The 20,685-nt window shown below is 27.9% G+C and carries 21 protein-coding genes; 4 read left to right on the top strand and 17 right to left on the bottom strand.

What is annotated here, in order from left to right; all coding sequences use genetic code 11:
- The 12 genes from Q0K54_RS13385 to ispD form a co-directional block, all read right to left on the bottom strand.
- Positions 1 to 3,065, bottom strand: a 3,065-nt coding sequence (locus tag Q0K54_RS13385) for a tetratricopeptide repeat protein (protein WP_294581980.1), incomplete at its 3' end; no start/stop codon positions are given.
- Positions 3,066 to 3,410: 345 nt separating this feature from the next.
- On the bottom strand, positions 3,411 to 3,995 hold the full coding sequence (locus Q0K54_RS13380; RefSeq protein WP_294581979.1) for a hypothetical protein: 585 nt from the start codon (positions 3,993 to 3,995) through the stop codon (positions 3,411 to 3,413).
- Positions 3,996 to 5,747, bottom strand: a complete 1,752-nt coding sequence (locus Q0K54_RS13375) for a hypothetical protein (RefSeq protein WP_294581978.1) — start codon at positions 5,745 to 5,747, stop codon at positions 3,996 to 3,998.
- A 414-nt stretch (positions 5,748 to 6,161) separates the two neighbouring features.
- Positions 6,162 to 6,683: a helix-turn-helix domain-containing protein gene (locus tag Q0K54_RS13370; protein WP_294581977.1), complete on the bottom strand. Its 522-nt coding sequence runs from the start codon at positions 6,681 to 6,683 to the stop codon at positions 6,162 to 6,164.
- A 797-nt stretch (positions 6,684 to 7,480) separates the two neighbouring features.
- The gene (locus Q0K54_RS13365; RefSeq protein ID WP_294581976.1) at positions 7,481 to 7,645 is read right to left on the bottom strand and encodes a hypothetical protein; all 165 of its coding nucleotides are present in this window, start codon (positions 7,643 to 7,645) and stop codon (positions 7,481 to 7,483) included.
- Between the two features lies 1 nt (position 7,646).
- Entirely contained in the window at positions 7,647 to 8,261 is a 615-nt protein-coding gene (locus tag Q0K54_RS13360; protein WP_294581975.1) for a hypothetical protein, read from the bottom strand.
- Entirely contained in the window at positions 8,231 to 8,602 is a 372-nt protein-coding gene (locus Q0K54_RS13355; RefSeq protein WP_294581974.1) for a hypothetical protein, read from the bottom strand. Before Q0K54_RS13355 ends, Q0K54_RS13360 begins: the two co-directional genes overlap by 31 nt.
- A 404-nt stretch (positions 8,603 to 9,006) precedes the next feature.
- Positions 9,007 to 9,237, bottom strand: a complete 231-nt coding sequence (rpsR, locus tag Q0K54_RS13350; RefSeq protein WP_294581973.1) for a 30S ribosomal protein S18 — start codon at positions 9,235 to 9,237, stop codon at positions 9,007 to 9,009.
- An 18-nt stretch (positions 9,238 to 9,255) separates the two neighbouring features.
- Positions 9,256 to 9,723: a single-stranded DNA-binding protein gene (gene ssb, locus Q0K54_RS13345; protein WP_294581972.1), complete on the bottom strand. Its 468-nt coding sequence runs from the start codon at positions 9,721 to 9,723 to the stop codon at positions 9,256 to 9,258.
- A 12-nt stretch (positions 9,724 to 9,735) separates the two neighbouring features.
- Positions 9,736 to 10,017 (bottom strand): 30S ribosomal protein S6, encoded by a 282-nt coding sequence (gene rpsF / locus Q0K54_RS13340; RefSeq protein WP_294581971.1) that lies wholly within the window; start codon positions 10,015 to 10,017, stop codon positions 9,736 to 9,738.
- Positions 10,018 to 10,223: 206 nt separating this feature from the next.
- Positions 10,224 to 11,555, bottom strand: a complete 1,332-nt coding sequence (locus Q0K54_RS13335; RefSeq protein ID WP_294581970.1) for a glycoside hydrolase family 3 N-terminal domain-containing protein — start codon at positions 11,553 to 11,555, stop codon at positions 10,224 to 10,226.
- A complete protein-coding gene (ispD, locus tag Q0K54_RS13330; protein WP_294581969.1) occupies positions 11,552 to 12,190 on the bottom strand; it encodes a 2-C-methyl-D-erythritol 4-phosphate cytidylyltransferase in 639 nt (212 codons plus the stop codon). Before ispD ends, Q0K54_RS13335 begins: the two co-directional genes overlap by 4 nt.
- Before the next feature lie 102 nt (positions 12,191 to 12,292).
- Here ispD and Q0K54_RS13325 point away from each other — a divergent pair, with 102 nt between their 5' ends.
- Both Q0K54_RS13325 and Q0K54_RS13320 read left to right on the top strand, forming a co-directional pair.
- Complete coding sequence (locus Q0K54_RS13325) at positions 12,293 to 13,222, top strand: Na/Pi symporter (protein ID WP_308698948.1); 930 nt, start codon at positions 12,293 to 12,295, stop codon at positions 13,220 to 13,222.
- A gap of 4 nt (positions 13,223 to 13,226) precedes the next feature.
- Positions 13,227 to 13,811 (top strand): DedA family protein, encoded by a 585-nt coding sequence (locus Q0K54_RS13320; protein ID WP_294581967.1) that lies wholly within the window; start codon positions 13,227 to 13,229, stop codon positions 13,809 to 13,811.
- Between the two features lie 4 nt (positions 13,812 to 13,815).
- Here the strand turns inward: Q0K54_RS13320 and Q0K54_RS13315 are convergent, their stop codons facing one another.
- The 3 genes from Q0K54_RS13315 to Q0K54_RS13305 all read right to left on the bottom strand — a co-directional run bounded on the left by Q0K54_RS13315 (position 13,816) and on the right by Q0K54_RS13305 (position 17,336).
- Positions 13,816 to 15,795 (bottom strand): AAA family ATPase, encoded by a 1,980-nt coding sequence (locus Q0K54_RS13315; protein ID WP_294581966.1) that lies wholly within the window; start codon positions 15,793 to 15,795, stop codon positions 13,816 to 13,818.
- 80 nt (positions 15,796 to 15,875) lie between these two features.
- Complete coding sequence (locus Q0K54_RS13310) at positions 15,876 to 16,886, bottom strand: diguanylate cyclase (RefSeq protein ID WP_294581965.1); 1,011 nt, start codon at positions 16,884 to 16,886, stop codon at positions 15,876 to 15,878.
- An 87-nt stretch (positions 16,887 to 16,973) separates the two neighbouring features.
- On the bottom strand, positions 16,974 to 17,336 hold the full coding sequence (locus Q0K54_RS13305; RefSeq protein ID WP_294581964.1) for a hypothetical protein: 363 nt from the start codon (positions 17,334 to 17,336) through the stop codon (positions 16,974 to 16,976).
- Positions 17,337 to 17,408: 72 nt separating this feature from the next.
- On the opposite strand from Q0K54_RS13305, the gene Q0K54_RS13300 reads away from it, so the two are divergent.
- Together Q0K54_RS13300 and Q0K54_RS13295 are read left to right on the top strand one after the other, a co-directional pair.
- Positions 17,409 to 18,116: a GTP pyrophosphokinase family protein gene (locus Q0K54_RS13300; protein ID WP_294581963.1), complete on the top strand. Its 708-nt coding sequence runs from the start codon at positions 17,409 to 17,411 to the stop codon at positions 18,114 to 18,116.
- Positions 18,095 to 18,610 carry an HAD-IIIA family hydrolase gene (locus tag Q0K54_RS13295; protein WP_294581962.1) on the top strand — a complete coding sequence of 172 codons (516 nt, stop codon included), beginning with the start codon at positions 18,095 to 18,097 and terminating at the stop codon, positions 18,608 to 18,610. The genes Q0K54_RS13300 and Q0K54_RS13295 overlap by 22 nt, the downstream gene beginning before the upstream one ends.
- 10 nt (positions 18,611 to 18,620) lie before the next feature.
- Here Q0K54_RS13295 and lysA read toward each other — a convergent pair whose 3' ends face one another.
- Together lysA and dapB are read right to left on the bottom strand one after the other, a co-directional pair.
- A complete protein-coding gene (gene lysA / locus Q0K54_RS13290; protein ID WP_294581961.1) occupies positions 18,621 to 19,928 on the bottom strand; it encodes a diaminopimelate decarboxylase in 1,308 nt (435 codons plus the stop codon).
- A gap of 12 nt (positions 19,929 to 19,940) precedes the next feature.
- Positions 19,941 to 20,684: a 4-hydroxy-tetrahydrodipicolinate reductase gene (gene dapB, locus Q0K54_RS13285; RefSeq protein ID WP_294581960.1), complete on the bottom strand. Its 744-nt coding sequence runs from the start codon at positions 20,682 to 20,684 to the stop codon at positions 19,941 to 19,943.
- Between the last annotated feature and the right edge of the window lies 1 nt (position 20,685).

Genomic DNA, 20,685 nt, shown 5'->3' with positions numbered 1-20,685 from the left:
TTATATAATGCTCCATCTGGACAAATATATAGATGATTTTTATCTTTATAACTATCAAGCATATTAATCAAAGAAATATAGTGTTTATCAAGAGCTATGACTCTTTTTATTAATATATCTTCACCTAACAAAACAATACCATATAAACCATTTTCTAACTGATAAATATCAACAAGTAGATCATCTTCACTTAATTGATCTATTATCATTTCTAATGTTATATCAAGATATAATAAATCCTTATACTCATTAGTTATTGTATAAAATTCTTGGTTGATCTGTTCTCTATCTTTTTGGAGTTTAAGTATTGTTTCCATATCTACAGTAATATTGATTGCTTTATCTATGTCTTTTATTGCCTGAGTTTTTACGCGATATTCAGGTATTCTTTTTATCGAGTATTTAACCATATCTATATCTTGAATAATATTTTTATACATCAAAAGATATTGATAAAGCTGGTTGCTTCCTTCCTCTTCAAAAAAAGTATCAGCACTTAGCATAAGTGAATCTGTCAAATTAAATAAAACATAATCAAACTTATAGTCATTATTAATAAAAGAGAATATTTCCTGCTTCATCAGCTCATAATACTTACAAATATATTGTATAAAATGAAAATAATCTTCTTTCATATTATAGATTATTGCAATATTATAGAGGTCATCTATGGTATCTGGATGATTAGAACCTAAAACTTCTAGATGCGCATTATAACATACCTGATAATACTGAATAGATTTGTCATAATCATCAAGATCATAATAACTTCCAGCAATAGCTGAAAGAGTTCTTAATGTTTCTGGATGATTTTCTCCAATTAATTTTTTCTTTAGATCATAGCACTTTTTTTGATATTCTAAAGCTTGTTCATATTGTCCCAATTGAGAATAATAAAGTGCAATCCCCTCTAACGTCAAGATTATATCAGGATGATTTTCTCCTAGTATTTTCTTTTTTAATTCATAACATCTTTGTTTATATACCTTAAACAGATCATATTTTCCTAAACCATAATAATAATTTGCAAGATTATCTAAACTCCTAAGCGTTTCTGGATGTGTTTCTCCTAAAACTTGCTTTTTTGCTTCGTAACATTGTTTACCATATATCAATCCTTTTTCATATTGAGCTAAGTAAATATGATATGCAGCAAGATTATCTAAACATGATAATGTTGCTGGATGGTCTGGGCCTAATCCTTTAATCATTAATTCATAACATTTTTTATTATACGCAATACTCCTATCATATTGTCCCAATCGAGTATAATACATAGCAAGATTTTGTAAACTTACTAATGTATTTGGATGTATTTCTCCTAAAGTTTTTACCTGTAGTTGATAGCATTTTTTCCCGTATTTTATTGCTTTTTCATATTGACCAACTTTATCATAGTATAAGGCAAGATTTCCTAAGCTCATTAATGTATTTGGATGCTCTTCTCCTAAAATTTTGATTCTTTTTTGATAACACTCTTGTTCATATTTTAAAGCTAATTCATATTCTCCGATATTATTATAATATATGGCAAGATTTCCTAAGCTCATTAATGTATTTGGATGCTCTTCTCCTAAAATTTTGATTCTTTTTTGATAACACTCTTGTTCATATTTTAAAGCCAATTCATATTCTCCAATATTATTATAATATAGGGCAAGATTTCCTAAACTAATTAATATATCTGGATGATTTTCTCCTAAAGTCTTGATCCTTTTTTGATAGCATTCTTGTTCATATTTTAAAGCTAAGTCATATTGTCCCATATGACTATAATGTAGAGCAAGATTTCCTAAAGTCATTAATGTGTTCTGATTATTTTCTCCAAAAACTTTGACTTGTAATTGATAACATTTCTGGCTATATTCAAGTGCTTTATGATATTCACCAAGATTGTCATAATATAGTGCAATATTAGCTAAACTAGCTAATGTTTCAGCATGCTCCTTGCCTAATACTTGTATTTTAAGTTTATAATTCTTTTGTTCGTATTGTAATGCTTTTTCATATTGACCCAAGTCACTATAACAGTATGCAAGAACAGTTAAACTTGCCAATGTATCCACATGATCTTCACCTAAAATTTTTACTCTTGCATCATAACATTTTTGTTCACATTGCAATGCTTTTTCATATTGGCCTGACTGGTTATAGTATCTTGCAAGATCATCAAGACTTGATAGAGTTGTAGGATGTCTTTTTCCATAAGTTCGACTCTTACTTTCATAGCATTCTTGAGTATATTTAATAGCTTGTTCATATGATCCTACATTTGCATATGCTAAACCAAGATTATAAAGAACAATTATTGAATTTTTACTATCTTCTTTAAAATTTTTACGAACAAATTGATAACATTTTTGACTGCATAAAAGGGCTTCTTGATATTTTCTAGCTGATCTATATGCTATTTCAAGATTAGCTATACTTAGTACTGTTTTAATATTTTCTTCACCAAATAATTGTTTCCTTATTCTATAACTTGCTAAATTGTATTTAATAGAATTTTCTTTTTTAGCAAGATTTGTATAATCTACTGAAATATTAAATAATGCTTTTTTAGTATCAGGATGCTCCCGTCCTAATACCTTGACACGTAATTTATAACATTTTTGATCACATTCTAAAGCTTGTTGATGTTGTTGCAAATATTGATAATCTATAGCCAGATTGGCTAGTACTTTAAGGGTATCTGGATTTTCTTCACCTAATTGCTGTACTTTTATATTAAATAGTTCTTGATGATAATTGAGAGCTAGCTCATGATTTCCAAGTTTTCTATAATCTAATGCAATGTTGTTATAACTTTGTAAAGTATCCTTATGATATAATCCTAATATTTGTTTTCGCATAGTATAGCATTTCTGATCACAATTAAGTGCTTTGTTATATTTCTTTGTATAATAATAGCAATTACCAATATATCTTAAAACGTCTGCTAGCTCTTTGCTTTCCCCAAATTTTTTTTCACATTGATCATAATATGTTTGGAAAATTTCTAAAGCAAAAACATATAATTTTTTATTGTATAAGTCAAGAGCTTGTTGATATAGATCTTGTTCCATGTATTGCACCTCCCCCAACAAATATATTTTGCTATAATCAACAGTAATAAACCATCTAAATATAGCTTTTTTTCACCATGACTATCAACTAAAAAGTTTAATAATTATAGTGTTCTTCAATTGGGTTATAAATATTTTATTAACTATGTATAAGTTCTACCTAATAACTCTGTAAAAGTTCTTAAATATTTTTATATTAATTTATTAGAGAATCTTATTGTTTGTTTATATATTCAAAACGTTTATAGAATTTATAATTAGTTCTTATAATTTAAATAAGTATACTTTCATCAATATAACTATATTTTTCCTTATTATATAAAGAAAACCACTCAACGTAGTCTTCTAATTATCATAAGTAATTTCTATTTCAGTATCTTCTGGAATCTTCTTTTGATCAAATTCATAAATATACTGTAAAAGTGCTGAATCGAATTCCGGTTCTGTATTTATTGGATAAATAAGATCATCTTCAATCTCAAGATAAAAATTATGTTTTTCGGGACTATATAATACTAACCTGTTATCAATATCGTCATATTCAAGATGGATTAGATCATTATCATCATAGTCCCCTCTGACCATAGAAAATTCATAGTTAACAACAAGTTTTTGCATAGCTTTTTCTATACTGATGACAATATCTTGTGCCTGATTACGAATTAATTTTACAAAACCAACAGTATTATCTGATTCTTCTACCATAACATGGTCATTATTTGCTTCTAATTCTCGATAGAACTCTTCATTTGCCTGTTGTTGTTCAAGTGCAATTTTTATCCATGCATTATAATAAGGGTCATTTTTTATAGCATCATTATATTTTTCTATATAATCAATCATATCTTGATTAGGTAAAAAAGATGTTAAATACTGGATATATTTTTTTACTATTTCATCATTTAATTGTATATTTTCCTGATCATTCATCTATTCAACACCTCCAATATTTAAAATTGCACTAATTTTTTCTTCGCCAACATATATTTGATTAAATGGATTTTTTTTAAGCTGCTCACATAAAATCATTACTTGTTTTACATATCTAATATACTCGTTGACTTCATCTAGTTTATCTTGATATTCTTTGAAAATAGAATTAGTAACTACATAATTAATCCACATAATTACTCCAATATAAAAATTTTTAGAGTTATTCTTTTGAAATTTTAAGAATTTAATATAATCATCTTGATTGATTTTTCCCGATTCTATAAAATACGAAGCAAAATAAAAATATCCTAATCTTATAAGTTGGTTTTTTATGATATTTTTAATAGAAGTAATCATCATCTTTGTTTCTTTACTATTTATAACTTTTAAATTTAATTTATTATAGACATTATTATAGAAATCATCATTTTGTTCTATTTTTCTATATAAATTATTAATCAAAACAATTAAATAAGCTGCATAAAGATCATTTTTTTGATCTTCATTATCTAAATGATTCTTGATAATATCTTTATCTTTTAAGTATGTCATGTTATTATTTAATGATAAATTATATACCATCTTAAGAAGATCATCACTTTTTACTTTCTTTTCATCAATATATTCTTCAGAACTTATATAATTATCTTTTAATGATAAATTTTCTATATCTTGTGACTTTGAACTAAAATCATCTTCTAAATCTACGATTTTAGCATCATTTGCTTGATTATATTTATCATTAACATTAATATAACTCATTATATTCTGATTAAATTTATCTATTTTTTTCATAGCAATATCATCCCAGTCTTTGAAAATATAATAAAGCTTTACATTATCAAAAAAACTGATTCCTCTTCTATACCTAGACTCTACGATTGAATCACTAAATGCAATATCATATTCTCTATAAAGATGTGACTTTCTAATCGCATCTGTTCTAACAACAATACCAAGAAAATCACCAAAAACTGTACAAATTTCATAATAAGTTTTCATAACTTCCTTACTGCTATAGAAATGATTTTTTGTTTTATATCCAGTAAAGAAACAATAACCTTTATTATTTCTTTCTTGAGGGATTGAACTATTCTCTATTTTTCTTATGTTTTTCCTTAAAATACGGTCAAAAGATTTTTCTCCTGCTTCATTTCGATAAGAACTTTTCTTAACAAACGAATAATATGTAAAATATTTTCCATTTTTAATGTCATTAATTGTCGGCATGACATATGTATTAAATTTTGTTAGTGATTTTAGCGATTTAACATTGATTTCATTGACAAATGAATCAAATGATTGTGATTGGTAATTATTATCTAAATAAGGACTAAAGAAAATTGTTTCATCAAGTTTATTATTTTTTTGTAGAGCCTTCTTTTTCCTAATAGCAATAATATCTATAGCATCATCAATATCATTAATCTCTATAAGTATGGTTATCGGATCATAAAAATCATGATCAATAATCTTGATATGTTCATTTTTTTCTATTTCATTGTGATTTTGATAAGCAAAAATGGGTGCTAATTTATTTCTAAGATACAATAATCGTGATATTTTTTCGATATAATCAAGCTCTAAATCAGCTCGATCATTAAAATCTGGTCTACTAACTAACGATTTTATATAATTTATAATATCATAAGTTTCTTGTATCGCATCTTCACTATGAAAATTTAGTTCCTTAATATCTCCTATAGTCCCATGTGCTCTCAAATTTAACATATATACATCATCACCCATGATTCATCCCCCTAACCTATAACCATTATATAACAAATCTTACTCAATTCACACAAAAACAAAGAAAGACCTAAAACAATAAAATTCTTTAGATAATAATACGAATAAAATCAATAACTATTTTAACCTCATATCTAAAATACATTATCTATAACTAATAATAGATAATAAACCACAAAAAATTCAACTAATAAACCTATTTTTTGCTTTTTAGTAACATAAAAAGACAACTCATTTTATAATGAATCGTCTCAATAACTGCTATACTTTTAAATAAAAATATTATTTCTTATGTTTCCCCTGTTACTTATAATACTAGCTTCAAACAAAACTTGTCTAATTTTAAATTTTCGATTATCACCATAAATAGTTCATTCAACCAATCTTAATATTTGAGAAAATCTTTTATATAAACTAAACTTTATCTTTTTTATACGTAAAGACAATTCCAACTATGGCACCAATAAAGATCAGTGGTGCTATTCTTACGAATAAAAATTCAACACCATGTAATATAGTACCGGCAACTGCTAATTCAGGATTATTGTAATTCCAATTCAAATATTCACTATGCATAGCTGCTAAAGCAATAAATATTATTACTATAAGTATACATAGTAAAATAAGTAGATAGCGAATTATCCTAATTCTCATCACTTTTCTTTTAGCAAATTGATAATTAATATTTTCCAGCTTTTTAGAAATATTCTCTAAATTCATCTCATTCAAACTCGGTTCTGGCACAGTTTCACCAAGCAATCCACTTACTGAAGTATCCAGTTCTTCAGCTAACAAAATAAGCATACTTGAATCGGGAACTGACGTGCCTCTTTCCCATTTACTCACCGTTTGCCTTACTACATTTAATTTTATAGCAAGCTCTTCTTGCGATAAACCTTTTGCTTTTCTTAAATTCCTAATATTTTCATTTAACATTACTTGTCCTCCTTTATCTTGATATAACTATTAAATATCAAAACAACCGTTGCTACAAGCAACGTAAATTAACATTTATCATTCACACTACAAACTTAGAAGTTACCGAGAAATATACATTATAATTCTTAAATTATTATATCAGTTCTTTAGATAATATATTTAAAGCTTTCGTAAATGAAAGTAAAAATTCTCATTGTAAACTATGAATTCTTCCTGGTACTATTTCAAAGATATATTCTTAAAATACTGATAAATTCATCACTATTTCTATATATTTGCTTTGATTAATATATAATTATTCAATAACTAGTTTACCATCTATACAATTCCATCTTTGAGTAAATGTTGGTTTGATAGCAAACAACTTTTATGAATCTAATGATGGATATGCTTCAAAAAATAAAATATTTCTTAAACTTATTTATAAATAAATGATGTCTTATTTTTTACATAATCCTTTTATTTAAATATTATCAATATCAAAACAACATAATTACTTATCTTATAAACAGAGAAAAAAAGCATAACAAATTTGATTAGAGAAATGTTATGCTTTTTGCATATTCTTATTCATTGTATTGTAGCTACTAAAAAATCAAAATATTCTTATTTACTATTATAAGTGTATAATATAGGATATTTAATGTAACATTAAACTTTATGATATTTTCTCATTCTAATTGCGTTCCATTATGAATTAATTAATTTTTTTCCAACAAAAAAGACCTAATTTAATAGATCTTTGGCAACTTATAATTACTTTTGGACATATAATAATCTTCATTTTATAAGTATTATTTTGATAAATTCACAACAATGAGTACCATATCAATATCTTTCGTAGCACGAAAATCTAATTCTTGTTCTGACATCAATAATTCACATGCAGTTCCACCAATAATAACATACTGATCTTCAAAACCTTTAAAATACTGTCTAAATATATCTATTCCAATCATATTAATCACTCTCCATCTTATTAAATATATTTTCTGATAACTGTTTTATTTCCCTATCTAGTCGTTCATCTATGTTGTCTGACAGTGAAATAATCAAAGAAATTTTATCGATATTCTTTTGATCATGACTAAATAATAAAGGATTGTACTTCCAAATTTGTAATACTACTTGTTCTTCCTGTGAATAATATTCATTTTGTATTACAATGTGATTACTATTTACTTTATCTACGGCGTATATCTTCATTTTTGGTGGATTGATAAAAGAATATTGACTTAATGCTGATTCACCAGATAAGATCATATAATCATCAATATCTGAATTTAAAATAAAACCTTGTTTTTTTATCGGTGATTGTAAATATGATTTCATCTGATTAAATAAATTCAATTTATTTAAGTGAGTTGTTAAATAAATTTTTCTACCATTTTTATGTTCTTTAAATAATTTTGTTGCACATAATTGACGATATGCTCTTGTAAGGGTCATATTGGAAACTTTAATCACTTCTAATGCTTCATTAATATAAAATTCATCTTTGCTTTGATATAATATCCAAATAAATAAAAGTTGCGCAGCCAATGTCAGTTTTTCAATCTTAGGACTTTCTTCCATTGTTCATCGGTCAAGAGGGTTGCCATAAACGGCAAATAAACCATTTTATCTTTTATAATAAATGGTATGTTGTTTTCAAGAAGATTTTGTTTTCTAAAATGAGATATAGAATCAAGATTTAAAAATACCGGTATATCTTCAATCTTTTTAATTATTCCTATTTGCTTTTTTAATGCTGATAAAATTGGTAATCCTTCATGTGGTGTTAATGATAAACAATCAATATTATTGAAAGTTGCTTTCTGAATAGAAAAATTATTTAGGATATAGAGAGGTACCTGATTTCTTTTATCCCAATCTTTTAGTTTTAATTTTAATCCAAGTGCATTTATTACATTCATTCTATCACCACCATATTAATATTTATTTATTATATTTTAACATTTTAAATGTTAAAATATAATAAAATAAAGTTAAAATACTGATGTTTTCATCATATCTTTAACAATATGATTATTTATTTTAACTGTTTTATTATTAATTTTATTTGATATGACTTTGTATTTTTAATTCAATAAATATGATAAAAATACAAGCAATAAGAAACTACCTTAGCATATAATAACCAACTATTTTGCGCTTAACAATTACTTTTATTATCTTATTTATAATATTTCCAACTTTAAATCAAAAAAATCAGGAGGTTAATAAACGTCCTGAAATACATATTATATATTCTATTAGTTTTACATGCAAATATACAGAAAAAGACCTTGATAAAAATCAAGGTCTCATGTATTTTAGCTTAGTCTTGTACGTATGGTAATAAAGCCATTTGACGTGCACGTTTGATTGCAGTAGCTAATTTTCTTTGATATTTAGCGCTTGTTCCAGTTACACGTCTTGGAATGATTTTACCATTAGCTGAAATAAATCTTTTTAATAATTCAACATCTTTATAATCAATGTAAGTGATTTTGTTTTTTGTGAAGTAGCAAACTTTTCTTCTACCCATTCTTTGTTTTCTAAATGCCATTTTACTTAGCTCCTTTCATTAAAATTGAATATCATCTTCCATGATATCAAATGTATTTAATGAGTTATCAAATTCTTTTTCTAACTCAACTGTTTTCATATCATAAAAATTATCATTATTATTTTGTGGTTGTTGTTGCATCTGAGCTTGATTTCTTTCTCTTGCTGCTTTAGTTTCTAAAAATTGAACACTATCGCATAGAACCTCAGTTACATAAACCCGTTGTCCTTGTGCATTATCATAATTACGTGTTTGAATTCTTCCTTCAACACCTACTAAAGTTCCTTTTGCACAATATCTTTCAACATTTTCAGCTTGTTTACGCCATACAACGCAATTAATAAAATCGGCTTGTTGCTGACCATCACGAGCTGTGTAATTTCTGTTTACTGCTAAAGTAAATGAAGTTACTGCATCACCTTGTGCTGTTCTTCTTAATTCAGGATCTCTAGTTAATCTACCTACAAGAACTACTCTATTTATCATATATAACGCCTCCTATCGACGAAGTGTTAAATGACGTAATGTAGATGCGTTGATGTTTGATAAACGTTCAAATTCAGCGATATCGGCACCAGTACAAGTTGCATCAACTACTACATAGTAACCTTTTTTGTAATCTTTGATTTCATACGCTAAATCACGTAATCCCCATTCGTTAACATTGTCAACTGTTCCACCATTAGCTGTTAAGATACTTTTGAAATATTCGATTAATTTATTTCTTGCATCTTCTTCAACATCAGGTTTTACAATAAACATAATTTCATACTTGTTCATCTTTCTACCTCCTATGGACTATCGGCTTATATTTTAAGATATAAGCAGGCTGTAAATTAATATTTTTACATGCTCAGTTATAATAGCACAACAATTAAAACAAAGCAAGATTTTATTTGATAAAAACTTACTTTTTATCACTATCCTCTTTTATCTAGTATTGTTATTACATGATAATTTTATTTGCTTTTGATACTTAAATTATTTTATAAAAGTTGTAGACTTGCTTTCCAGGCTAGAACCCTTAAAACCGAGATATCCAACTGATTTAATGAAATTTCGCCATTATTAACGGCATTTAAAATTGCATTAAAACAACTTTGAGGATTCGATGTCATGATCAAATCATTACCAGCTTGGATTGCCTTAACTGCAATCTGATCATCATTGCCAAATTCTTGATGATCAATTCCCGAAATATCATCAGTTAAAATAACACCATTATAGCCCAAATTATTTCTAAGCAATTCATGAACATTGGCTGAAAGCGTTGCTGGATTTTGATCATCCATGCTATCAATAATATTATTTGTTACCAAGATTGCATTAGCTCCAGCTTCAATCCCAGCTTCAAATGGCAATAAATCACGATTTGCAAACTCACTATATTCTCTAGTATCATGGTAAGTTCCACTAGATCCTGGGGCATTTCCATAACCCGGAAAATGTTTTAAAACACTACCCATATGTAAATCGTTCATTGCACTAACAACATTTTTAACATAATTACTAGTTGCCTGGCTATCTAATCCAAATGATCTTGTGTAAATATAATCATCTTCACTTAAGGGAACATCAGCTACTGGTGCTAAATTAACATTAATTCCAAATTCTTGTAAAAATTCTGACTTTTCTGTTGCATCACTGATAATGGAATCCATCCCACCATAGGCAAATACATCCTGTGGTAATCTAAATCGATTATTTCTTAGATATTTACTTACTCGAACTAGATTGCCCCCTTCTTCATCAACCCCAATCAACATTGGATATTTAGCATCATCTTGATACCCTTGAATATTATTAATTACTTCATCTCGAGTTTTATCTTTAAAATCTTCTTCAAATAAAACACATCCAGCCACTGTTTGATTATCAATTAAGTTTTCAGACTTTAATACCAATAATAATTGTCCGACTTTATCTTCAAGTGACATTGATTTAGCTAGATTAGTTATTCGACTAAACGTTTCATTATCAAGCTCTCCATTGATTATTTGACTGTACTTGACTGTAATACTTTCAATTGTATATTGATCATTAATATCACCAGTATATCTAATGGTTACCTGGTTTGAAAAGATATATGAATTATTTTGTTCGGTGGTACCAAGATTTATTGTATACGTTTTATTTTGATTATCTCTAATAGTTAATGTATTATCACTGGTATCGATTATTTGGGCTGTCAATGTATTGGTAGTTAACTTTATTTGCTCTTCTGGTAATAAATTAATTTGATAATAAACCGCGCCACCAATCAATCCTAACAAAATTAAAATTACAAAGCACTTTGAAATTAATTTTCGTCTGATCATTTCAAATCCTCTGGGGTAGTAATCTTGATGTTTTCATAACTTCCCAAAACTGCCTTTACCGGTGTCTTTGAAAATTGTTCAACCAAAGAAGCATCATCAGTAGCTAAAAAGTTTTGCTCCTTTGCCATTTGATAACAATCTTTAATCAATGATGTTTTAAACGCTTGTGGTGTTTGGGCCTGCATTAATTGGGTTCTCGGTAAAGTTTCCACTATTGTATTTTCATTAACTAATTTAATTGTATCTTTAACCGGTACCATTAATAGACAGGCATCATTATCTTGTAAACAAAGTAATAAATCATCAATGTTTTCCTTTTTTAAATATGGTCTAGCTCCATCATGAATCAAGACAATATCCTGATTTACTGCTTGTAAACCATTATAAACGCTATCTTGGCGTTCTTTACCACCAAAGACATAACTAATTTTAGTATCTTGAATTAGTGTTTTTAACTCAACAAGTTCATCTTGTTTTGTTACAACAACGATCTGCTTACAACGACTATCTTGTAAAAAAACTTTCATCGTCATTTCATAAACCGTTTCTTGCTCAAAACGATATAACATTTTATTATAATTTAGACCACTACGGCTTCCTTTCCCGGCACATAAAACAACTGCACTATAATCCATTTTCTCACATCCTTCTATCTTTAATTTTAACATTTAATAATTATCTTGAAAATAAACATTATTTATTAATTTATTAATATAATTTATCAAAGGATGTGATAAATTATCAAAAATATTATTGGCTTTATTGGTAGTTTAGGTATCTTTCTTTTTGGTATGCGGATTTTATCAACATCATTAGATACTCTAGCCAGTGATAAGCTAAAAAAGATCCTCTATCACTTATCAAGTAATAAATATTTAGGAGTATTAACCGGAACGATCATTACAGCTTTGATTCATAGTTCTTCAGCAATGACGATTATTCTAATTGGCTTACTTAACAGCCATTTAATTACTCTAGCTCAAGCTACCTGGATTGTTTTAGGGGCTAATATTGGTACGACCGTTACGGGATTAATGATTGCTTTAGATATTGGTAAGTCGGCTATTTATCTTTGTCTGATTGGCTTTATTTTAATGTTATTTAAAAACAAAATTACTTATTGGGGACGATTATTCATGGCTTTAGGTTTGATTTTTCTAACTATGGATACGATGTCATTATCATTAGAACCAATGCAAAAATCCCCATTCTTTATAAATTTATTTATTAAATTAAATCATCCTTTGGTAGCAATTCTTGCTGGAACAATTTTTACAGCTATTATTCAAAGTTCTACGGCATCGGTTGGGGTTTTACAAACCATCTATGAAAAGGGGTTGATTAGCTATTCAATGGCTACCAATGTTATTTATGGTCAAAACATAGGAACCTGTATTACGGCTGTTTTAGGAGCTGTTAATGGAGATATTAATTCTAAACGATTAAGCATTATTCATATTTTAATCAATGTAATTGGTGCTCTTGTTTTTGTCATTGCCTCTTATTTTATTCCATTTGTTCCCTTTATTAAAAGCTTAACCACTAATCCTTTAATGCAAATAGCCTATATGCATACTTTTTTTAATCTGGCATCAACTATTTTATTCTTACCATTTGATTCCTGGTTAATTCATTTAGCTAATAAAATTACAAGAAAAGGAGATTAAAATAGTGACAACATTTTTAGGATTAATCAATCTTTATGGTTATAAAGCTGTGTTATTTTTAATGGTTTTAGAAAACATCTTTCCTCCAATTCCTTGTGAAATCATTTTAACTTTTAGTGGCTTTTTAACTACTTTTACTACATTAAAACCGTTAGCTATCATTATCGTTGCCACATTGGGATCATATTTAGGCGCCATCTTATTATATTTGCTAGGATATTTGATCAACTACCAAAAGTTAAATCAACTTTTAATTAAATTTCATTTTAAAGAAAATGCTTTAGAACGTTCAGTTAATTGGTTTGATTTGTATGGTAAGATTATTATTTTATTAGGTCGTTTGATTCCGATTATTCGTTCGATTATTTCAATTCCAGCTGGAATTACTAAAATGAATTTTTTTAATTTTTCTGTTTATACCATTATTGGTAGTTTAATTTGGAATGCCATTTTAGTTTATCTTGGTGTTATCTTAGGTAATAATTGGCAGATGATTAGTTTTTATCTTAATCGTTATAGTATTGTTGTTGCAATAGTATTAATAATTATAGTAATTATTAAACGAAAATTTTTGAAATCAAAAAAGTGAAGCATCATGTCTTCACTTTATTTAATAAATATTTATTTGCTGCTTTGATTATTCCACGGCCTTGTAATTTCATATCATAATCTTTTAAAATCATATCAATATCATCATCACTAAGTCTTTCTTTAAAATGCTGATAAATAATTTGTTTTAAATCAGTTACTGTCAGTGTTTTAAAATAAATAATTTCATCAATTCTAGTCATCATCTCATCGCTAAAAAAACCATTAGCTTTATGATTACTTTTTACAAAACCTAATCCATTTTTTATTCCATAATTAGATGTCATAATAATGATCGTATTATTAAAATAAACTTTGCGTTTATGACTATCTTCTAAATAACCTTCATCAAATACCTGCAAAAACAAATTTAAGACATCATTGCCAGCTTTATCGATTTCATCTAATAAAATAATACTTTTAGGATAAGTTTGTAACTGTCCTAGTAATGGACTAGGTTTATCATATCCAACATATCCTGGTGGGGCTCCTAAAATTTTTTGAACACTAGTACTATCACGATATTCACTCATATCTAATCGTAATAATTGTCTTGATAGTAATTTAGCTAAAACTTTAGCTGTCTCACTTTTTCCAACACCACTACTTCCAACAAATAACATCACCTTAGGTTGTTTAGCATCTTTTATCAAACGGAGCTGATTAATTATTTGACTAATTGCTTTATTTTGACCAATGATTTGTTGATTTAATTTAGTTGCGATTTTTTCATAATCATAATGATCATTAATTTTAATTGAAGTATATTCTTCAATAACCTCTTTAACAATCTTTTTAGTAATAATATGTTGCTGTTTAAATCTAGCTTTAACACAGGCTAAATCTAAAATATCGATTGCTTTATCTGGAAAAGTGCGGTTTTTAATATAGACATCAACATTTTCGACTAAATATTCTAGAACTTGGTTGTCAATTGTAATTTGATGAAATCGTTCATATAATGATTTAGTCTTTTGCAAAATTTCTAAAGTTTCTTCTTTAGTATTTTCTTTTAAAGCAATAACACTAAAGCGCCGATTCATCGCCTGATCTTTTTCAAAATGCTGAAAATATTCTTCAGTTGTCGTGGCACCAATAATAGTAAGATCTTTACGGGCTAGATATGGTTTTAAGATATTAGCGGCATCAATTGCTCCTTCAGCACCACCGGCACCAATTAAATTATGAATTTCATCAATAAAAATAATAACATTATCCATTTCTTTAACTTTATCAATTATTTTCCGTAATTTTTCTTCAAATTCTCCACGATATTTAGTTCCAGCGACAATACTTGATAAACTTAGTTCATAAATTATTTTTTTCTTTAAATTATCGTTTACTTTTTTTTGATTAATCAAGGATGCTAATTTTTCTACTAAAGCTGATTTTCCAACGCCTGCCTCACCAATTATTAAAGCATTATTTTTTTCTTTCTTACTTAAGATCATACATAGTTTTTCTAATTCTTTTTGACGGCCAATTACTAAATGCTCTTCTTGTTTAACTTTTTTATTCAAATTAACTAATGACGGAATCTGATCAAGCTTAGTTTCTAATTCACTATTTTCATTTAACTTATAAATAATATCTTCAAAATCGACATGATATTTTTTTAATAATTCATGCGCTACGCATTCTTTATTTTTCAACAAAGCCACTGTAAGTAAATTTAAGGTCACCTTACTTTTATTTTGCTGATCCGTTAATTCCATAGCAATCTCTAAAATATTCTTTACAGCATCACTATATTCCATATAAAAAGGTTGATCATCATTTGTACCAAACAACCTTTTAACATCTTCATATATATTTTTATCATCAACGCCATATTTCTTTACCAAATCACGTAATTTAGAGTTACTTAGTTTTAATAAAGACAGCAATAAATGTTCACTGCCAACGTTATTATGACCCAAATCAAAAGCAATACTTTCAGATACAACAATTGCTTTTTGCGCCTGTTCATCAAATTTTGTTAACATGTTCCACCTCTAATTTAATTATATGTTTAACCTCTTAAATTATTAACGAAACACCTTTATTTTAAACATAAAACAGTTCTCTAAAAATGAGAACTGTTGTTAAAAACGGAAATAAGATTACGTCCCAATTTTTTACTTTGATATAAGGCAATATCGGCATTAGTCAGTAGCTTCATAAAATCATTGCCATGTGCTGGATAATATGAAATTCCAATACTAATTGATATTTTATCATTACAATTTAATTTAGTAATTTTTTGATCCCAATCTTTCTTAAACTCATTAACCCGCTTAGTCAATTCCTGATAATTAGCTATATTGCTCTCTAAAAATGCAACAAATTCATCGCCACCAATTCTACCACAATTATTAATGCCAAAATTATCTTGCATTACTTTAGATAACATAACTAAAACTTTATCACCAAAAGGATGCCCATAATTATCATTGATTTTTTTAAAATAATCAATATCAATTATCAAAAATAGTCCGTAATTATATTTACTGAAAATTTGATTAATTGAATTTTCGATATAATGACGATTTAAAATTCCTGTCAAATAATCGTGCTTTAAATTATACATTACCTGCTGATTTGATATTTCTAATTCTTTGGTTCTTTTTTTTATTTGTTTTTCTAGCTCCTGACGACTTTTTTCAATAATCTCATGAGGGAAAAATTCATCATCACGTTGATTATGATCCGGAATTGATTGATGAAAATGAATAATCTTAAATTTTTCATTTTGATATTCCAAAACAATAGTAATTCTAGTAGTAAAAGAATATTCCAGTAATGAGTCAACGTCCTGCTTAACTTTAATTTCTCCCATTGCTAGAAATAAATTATGATGTAAATCTGTTACCTGATACCATTCATCATCAATAATAAACCTGTCAGGACATAATGCAGCTTCTTTTTTTAAAGCAGTTAATAATTCTTCACGATTACGGCTAATTTCATGGGCACCAGTACCAATTACAGTAATCCGTTCATCTAGCAGTTCTTCTAACAACGCAAAATTACGATTACTAAAATATTCCTGAGCTAAGCGACAACAAAAGTTTTCAACTTTTTTTACACTCCCCATAGCCTGTTTCCTTTCGAATAATCATTATAATTTCATCATAAGTATATCACAATTTAAACAAATTAAAAATAACTATCCTTGAGATAGTTATGAAAATAATGAAGCAAAAAACGACTTCTTTTTGATTTCTTTACTACTGACACAATAGCTAGTTTTTAAAGAGCCGGTCAGCTCTTTCCCCTGGCCTTCACCAAGGACAATTGTATATTCGCCATTATAATATTTTGCCTGATAGTCTTTTTGATGATCGGCTAGAACCTGATCAATATCATCGACTCCTTTAGCCCAGGTTTTAAAATCAGCTATTAAAGCATCTTTAGTTTCATACATTGCTTCAATGTCATCATCACTATTACTATTAGCAATTATTTTATATTTAGGATCATTACCAGAAGCATCTACAGTTACAACATTCATCATGATTATTAATATTATTAACAGTTTTCGCATATAGTTCACCTCAAGTTCATTATTGCCATTTATGATTAAGATATACAAAAAATAATTTAAAAGAGGTATGTTATGACTAATCGTATTATGCAAAAGGAAATCACAACTGATTCTATTAAACCTTTTAATCAACAAGATAATTTATCAGATTCAGTCAAAGAATTTTTAACTTTACAGCAGGTATATGAAGCTGGTATTAAAGAAATTCGAACTAAATTAGATATTCTAGATGATGAATTTAGAATCAAGCATGATCATAACCCGATTCATCATATGGTCTATCGTCTAAAATCACTGGATAGTATTGTCAACAAACTGAAAAAAAGAAATCTGGAAGTTTCATTAGATTCGATGGTTAATAATCTAACTGACATTGCCGGAGTTCGAGTTATTTGTAACTATGTTAGCGATGTTTATCGGATTGCTGATTTATTAGTGAAACAAAGTGATATCAAATTATTACAAAAAAAGGACTATATTAAAAATCCTAAACCTAATGGTTATCGCAGTCTGCATCTGGTTGTTGAAGTACCGATTTTTTTAGCTGAACGAGTACAGCCTATTGCTGTTGAAATTCAAATTCGAACAATTGCCATGGATTTTTGGGCTAGTTTAGAACATCATTTACGTTATAAAACTGAAAATGAAGTGCCTGATGGCGTTCGTGATGAATTGAAAGAGTGTGCTAAAACTATTTCTCAATTAGATTATAAAATGCAGGGAATTTATGAAGAATTAAAGAAGACTAAAAATAGAAAATGTGTAACAAATTTAAAATAGCTTTTTTAGATCGTGATGGGACCATTATTAAAGATTACCCTGATAAACAATGGGCGACTGTCAAATATCCAGAGTTTCTTGAAGGGGCGATTGCTGGAATGCAACGACTACTTTCACTAGGGTTTAAAATAATAATTGTTACTAACCAATATTTAATTAGCGATAAAATTATTACAACTGAGCAATATCATCAGTTTACTGATTTATTTCTTCAAGAATGTAAAGATAATGAGATTGATATTTTAAGAATATATTATTGTCCCCATAATGATAAAGATCATTGTAATTGTAAAAAACCAAGACCTGGCATGATTTACCAGGCCTTGGCAGATTATAATATTGATTTAAGTAAATCAATTTATCTCGGTGACAGTGAATGTGACTATCAATTAGCTAAACAATTTCACTTACCCTTTTATGCAATAACAACTACTTTTAATCAAAAAGATGTTGTAAATTGTAAAAGTATTTTAGATGTATGTCAGTATTTATGACATACATTTTTTAATATGATGAATCAACATCATATGTTACTAAATCATCAAACGTTTGTCTTCTAATTACTAAACGGTCTTTGCCTTGATAAGTAAAGACAACGGCTGGTTTTGGTAATTGATTATAATTAGATGACATTGAATAGTGATAAGCACCAGTTGAAAACATCGCTAAAATATCACCAGGTTGTGGATCTTGTAACATAATATCTTTAATTAAAATATCACCAGATTCACAGTTTTTCCCAGCAACGGTAACTAAATGGTCAGCTGGCATTTGTGCTTTATTGGCAATAACTGCATCATATTTAGCCCCATATAAACATGAACGAATATTATCAGTCATTCCTCCATCTACCGTAATATAGTCACGAATATCTTTGATATATTTATAAGATCCGACAGTATATAAGGTAATTCCGGCATTACCAACACAATAACGTCCTGGTTCAACTAACACCATTGGTCGTTTTAAATCTCTAGCTTCAAAACCTTTAGTGATAATATCCATAATGGTATCAACAACTTCTTCAAATTCTAGTGGATGATCAGCTTTAGTATAAGCAATTCCAAAACCACCACCAGCATTTAATTTATTAATGACAATTCCAAAGATATCATATATTTCATAAGCAATTTCAACAAATTTATTCATTGCTAAAACATAAGCTTGAATATCTTCAATTTGACTTCCCACGTGACAATGAATACCATCAAAAACGATATTTGGGGCATCTATTACTTTTTTTATTGCTTTTAAATATGTATTATCATGAGAACTAAATCCAAATTTAGTATCTTTAGCTCCTACTCGGATATAATCATGTCCACCAGCATAAACCCCTGGAGTAATTCTGACAATTCCATTAACCATGACATTTAATTTAGCTGCAATTTCTTGAACTAATTCAATTTCATAAAAATTATCAATTACAAAATTTTCTACCCCATGAGATAAAGCATATTCAATTTCTGATGGTAATTTGTTATTTCCATGGAAATATATTTTCTTTGGATCAAATCCACCTTTTAAAGCAACTGAGATTTCTCCTGCTGAAACGCAATCAATTCCAACCCCATATTCCTTAGCAATTTGATAAATTGCTTTACAAGAAAATGATTTTGAAGCAAACAAAGGTAATGTATTTTCATATTTGTCAATCATTTTAGTTTTAAGTGTATTAAACTGATTGCGAATATGTCCTTCAGACATTACATATAGCGGTGTCCCATATTTTTTTGCTAAATCACAAGCATTGACATCATCTATGTATAAATTATTGTTTTTTATTTCAGCAAATTTTGTTTGTAATACCATAACTTCCCCCTACTAATACAATGATTTTAAAGTATATAAACCATTGTCCTTATCTTTTAATGCAAATGCGGCACTAATTGCCCCTTGAACAAATACTTCTTTAGATAAAGCAGTATGTTTTATTTCCACAATTTCATCATTTCCGGCAAACATTACCGTGTGTTCACCAAAAATAGTTCCGCCACGCATTGCTTGAATTCCAATGCTTTCATGTTTTCTTTTTTCATGTAAGCTGCTGCGGTCATAACAAGGTTCAACTCCGTCAATTTCTTCGGCCATTACTTCATATAAAAGTTTGGCTGTTCCTGATGGAGCATCGATTTTTTGATTATGATGTTTTTCTAAGATTTCAATATCAAATCCAGCATTGAAAAACTCTTTAGCAAATGCTCGTAACATCTTAGTAAACATCTGAACTCCAAAAGAAGTATTATATGATTGGAAAATTGGAAGCTGCTTGGCAGCTTCACTGATTTTATCTAACTGTTCTTGACTGTATCCGGTTGTGGCAATAACCAATTTTGTTTGATTAGCTAAAGCATATTCTAAAATATCATCTAAGTTATTTGGATGAGAAAAGTCGATGATGACATCGGCTTTTTCGTCACATTCTTTTAAAGAACTATAACTTTTTTCAGGAACTTTTTCATCGAATTCATAACTGACAACCCCAATTAAATCCATATTTTCCTGACTTCTAACTTTATTGGCAACTTTTTTGCCCATTAAACCATATCCATAAACTATTACTTTCATC

It is taken from the genome of uncultured Thomasclavelia sp. (genome assembly GCF_944324745.1).
Taxonomy (GTDB): domain Bacteria; phylum Bacillota_I; class Bacilli_A; order Erysipelotrichales; family Coprobacillaceae; genus Thomasclavelia.
The sequence above is the reverse complement of the archived record's forward strand: the minus strand, read 5'-3'. Positions and strand labels throughout refer to the sequence as shown.

Bases quoted from the DNA above. Each gene is read 5' to 3' on its own strand.
- Q0K54_RS13380 (WP_294581979.1), bottom strand. From the start codon at position 3,995: ATGAATGATCAGGAAAATATACAATTAAATGATGAAATAGTAAAAAAA.
- Q0K54_RS13375 (WP_294581978.1), bottom strand. From the start codon at position 5,747: ATGGGTGATGATGTATATATGTTAAATTTGAGAGCACATGGGACTATA.
- Q0K54_RS13370 (WP_294581977.1), bottom strand. From the start codon at position 6,683: ATGTTAAATGAAAATATTAGGAATTTAAGAAAAGCAAAAGGTTTATCG.
- Q0K54_RS13365 (WP_294581976.1), bottom strand. From the start codon at position 7,645: ATGATTGGAATAGATATATTTAGACAGTATTTTAAAGGTTTTGAAGAT.
- Q0K54_RS13360 (WP_294581975.1), bottom strand. From the start codon at position 8,261: ATGGAAGAAAGTCCTAAGATTGAAAAACTGACATTGGCTGCGCAACTT.
- Q0K54_RS13355 (WP_294581974.1), bottom strand. From the start codon at position 8,602: ATGAATGTAATAAATGCACTTGGATTAAAATTAAAACTAAAAGATTGG.
- rpsR (WP_294581973.1), bottom strand. From the start codon at position 9,237: ATGGCATTTAGAAAACAAAGAATGGGTAGAAGAAAAGTTTGCTACTTC.
- ssb (WP_294581972.1), bottom strand. From the start codon at position 9,723: ATGATAAATAGAGTAGTTCTTGTAGGTAGATTAACTAGAGATCCTGAA.
- rpsF (WP_294581971.1), bottom strand. From the start codon at position 10,017: ATGAACAAGTATGAAATTATGTTTATTGTAAAACCTGATGTTGAAGAA.
- Q0K54_RS13335 (WP_294581970.1), bottom strand. From the start codon at position 11,555: ATGATCAGACGAAAATTAATTTCAAAGTGCTTTGTAATTTTAATTTTG.
- ispD (WP_294581969.1), bottom strand. From the start codon at position 12,190: ATGGATTATAGTGCAGTTGTTTTATGTGCCGGGAAAGGAAGCCGTAGT.
- Q0K54_RS13315 (WP_294581966.1), bottom strand. From the start codon at position 15,795: ATGTTAACAAAATTTGATGAACAGGCGCAAAAAGCAATTGTTGTATCT.
- Q0K54_RS13310 (WP_294581965.1), bottom strand. From the start codon at position 16,886: ATGGGGAGTGTAAAAAAAGTTGAAAACTTTTGTTGTCGCTTAGCTCAG.
- Q0K54_RS13305 (WP_294581964.1), bottom strand. From the start codon at position 17,336: ATGCGAAAACTGTTAATAATATTAATAATCATGATGAATGTTGTAACT.
- Q0K54_RS13300 (WP_294581963.1), top strand. From the start codon at position 17,409: ATGACTAATCGTATTATGCAAAAGGAAATCACAACTGATTCTATTAAA.
- Q0K54_RS13295 (WP_294581962.1), top strand. From the start codon at position 18,095: ATGTGTAACAAATTTAAAATAGCTTTTTTAGATCGTGATGGGACCATT.
- lysA (WP_294581961.1), bottom strand. From the start codon at position 19,928: ATGGTATTACAAACAAAATTTGCTGAAATAAAAAACAATAATTTATAC.
- dapB (WP_294581960.1), bottom strand. From the start codon at position 20,684: ATGAAAGTAATAGTTTATGGATATGGTTTAATGGGCAAAAAAGTTGCC.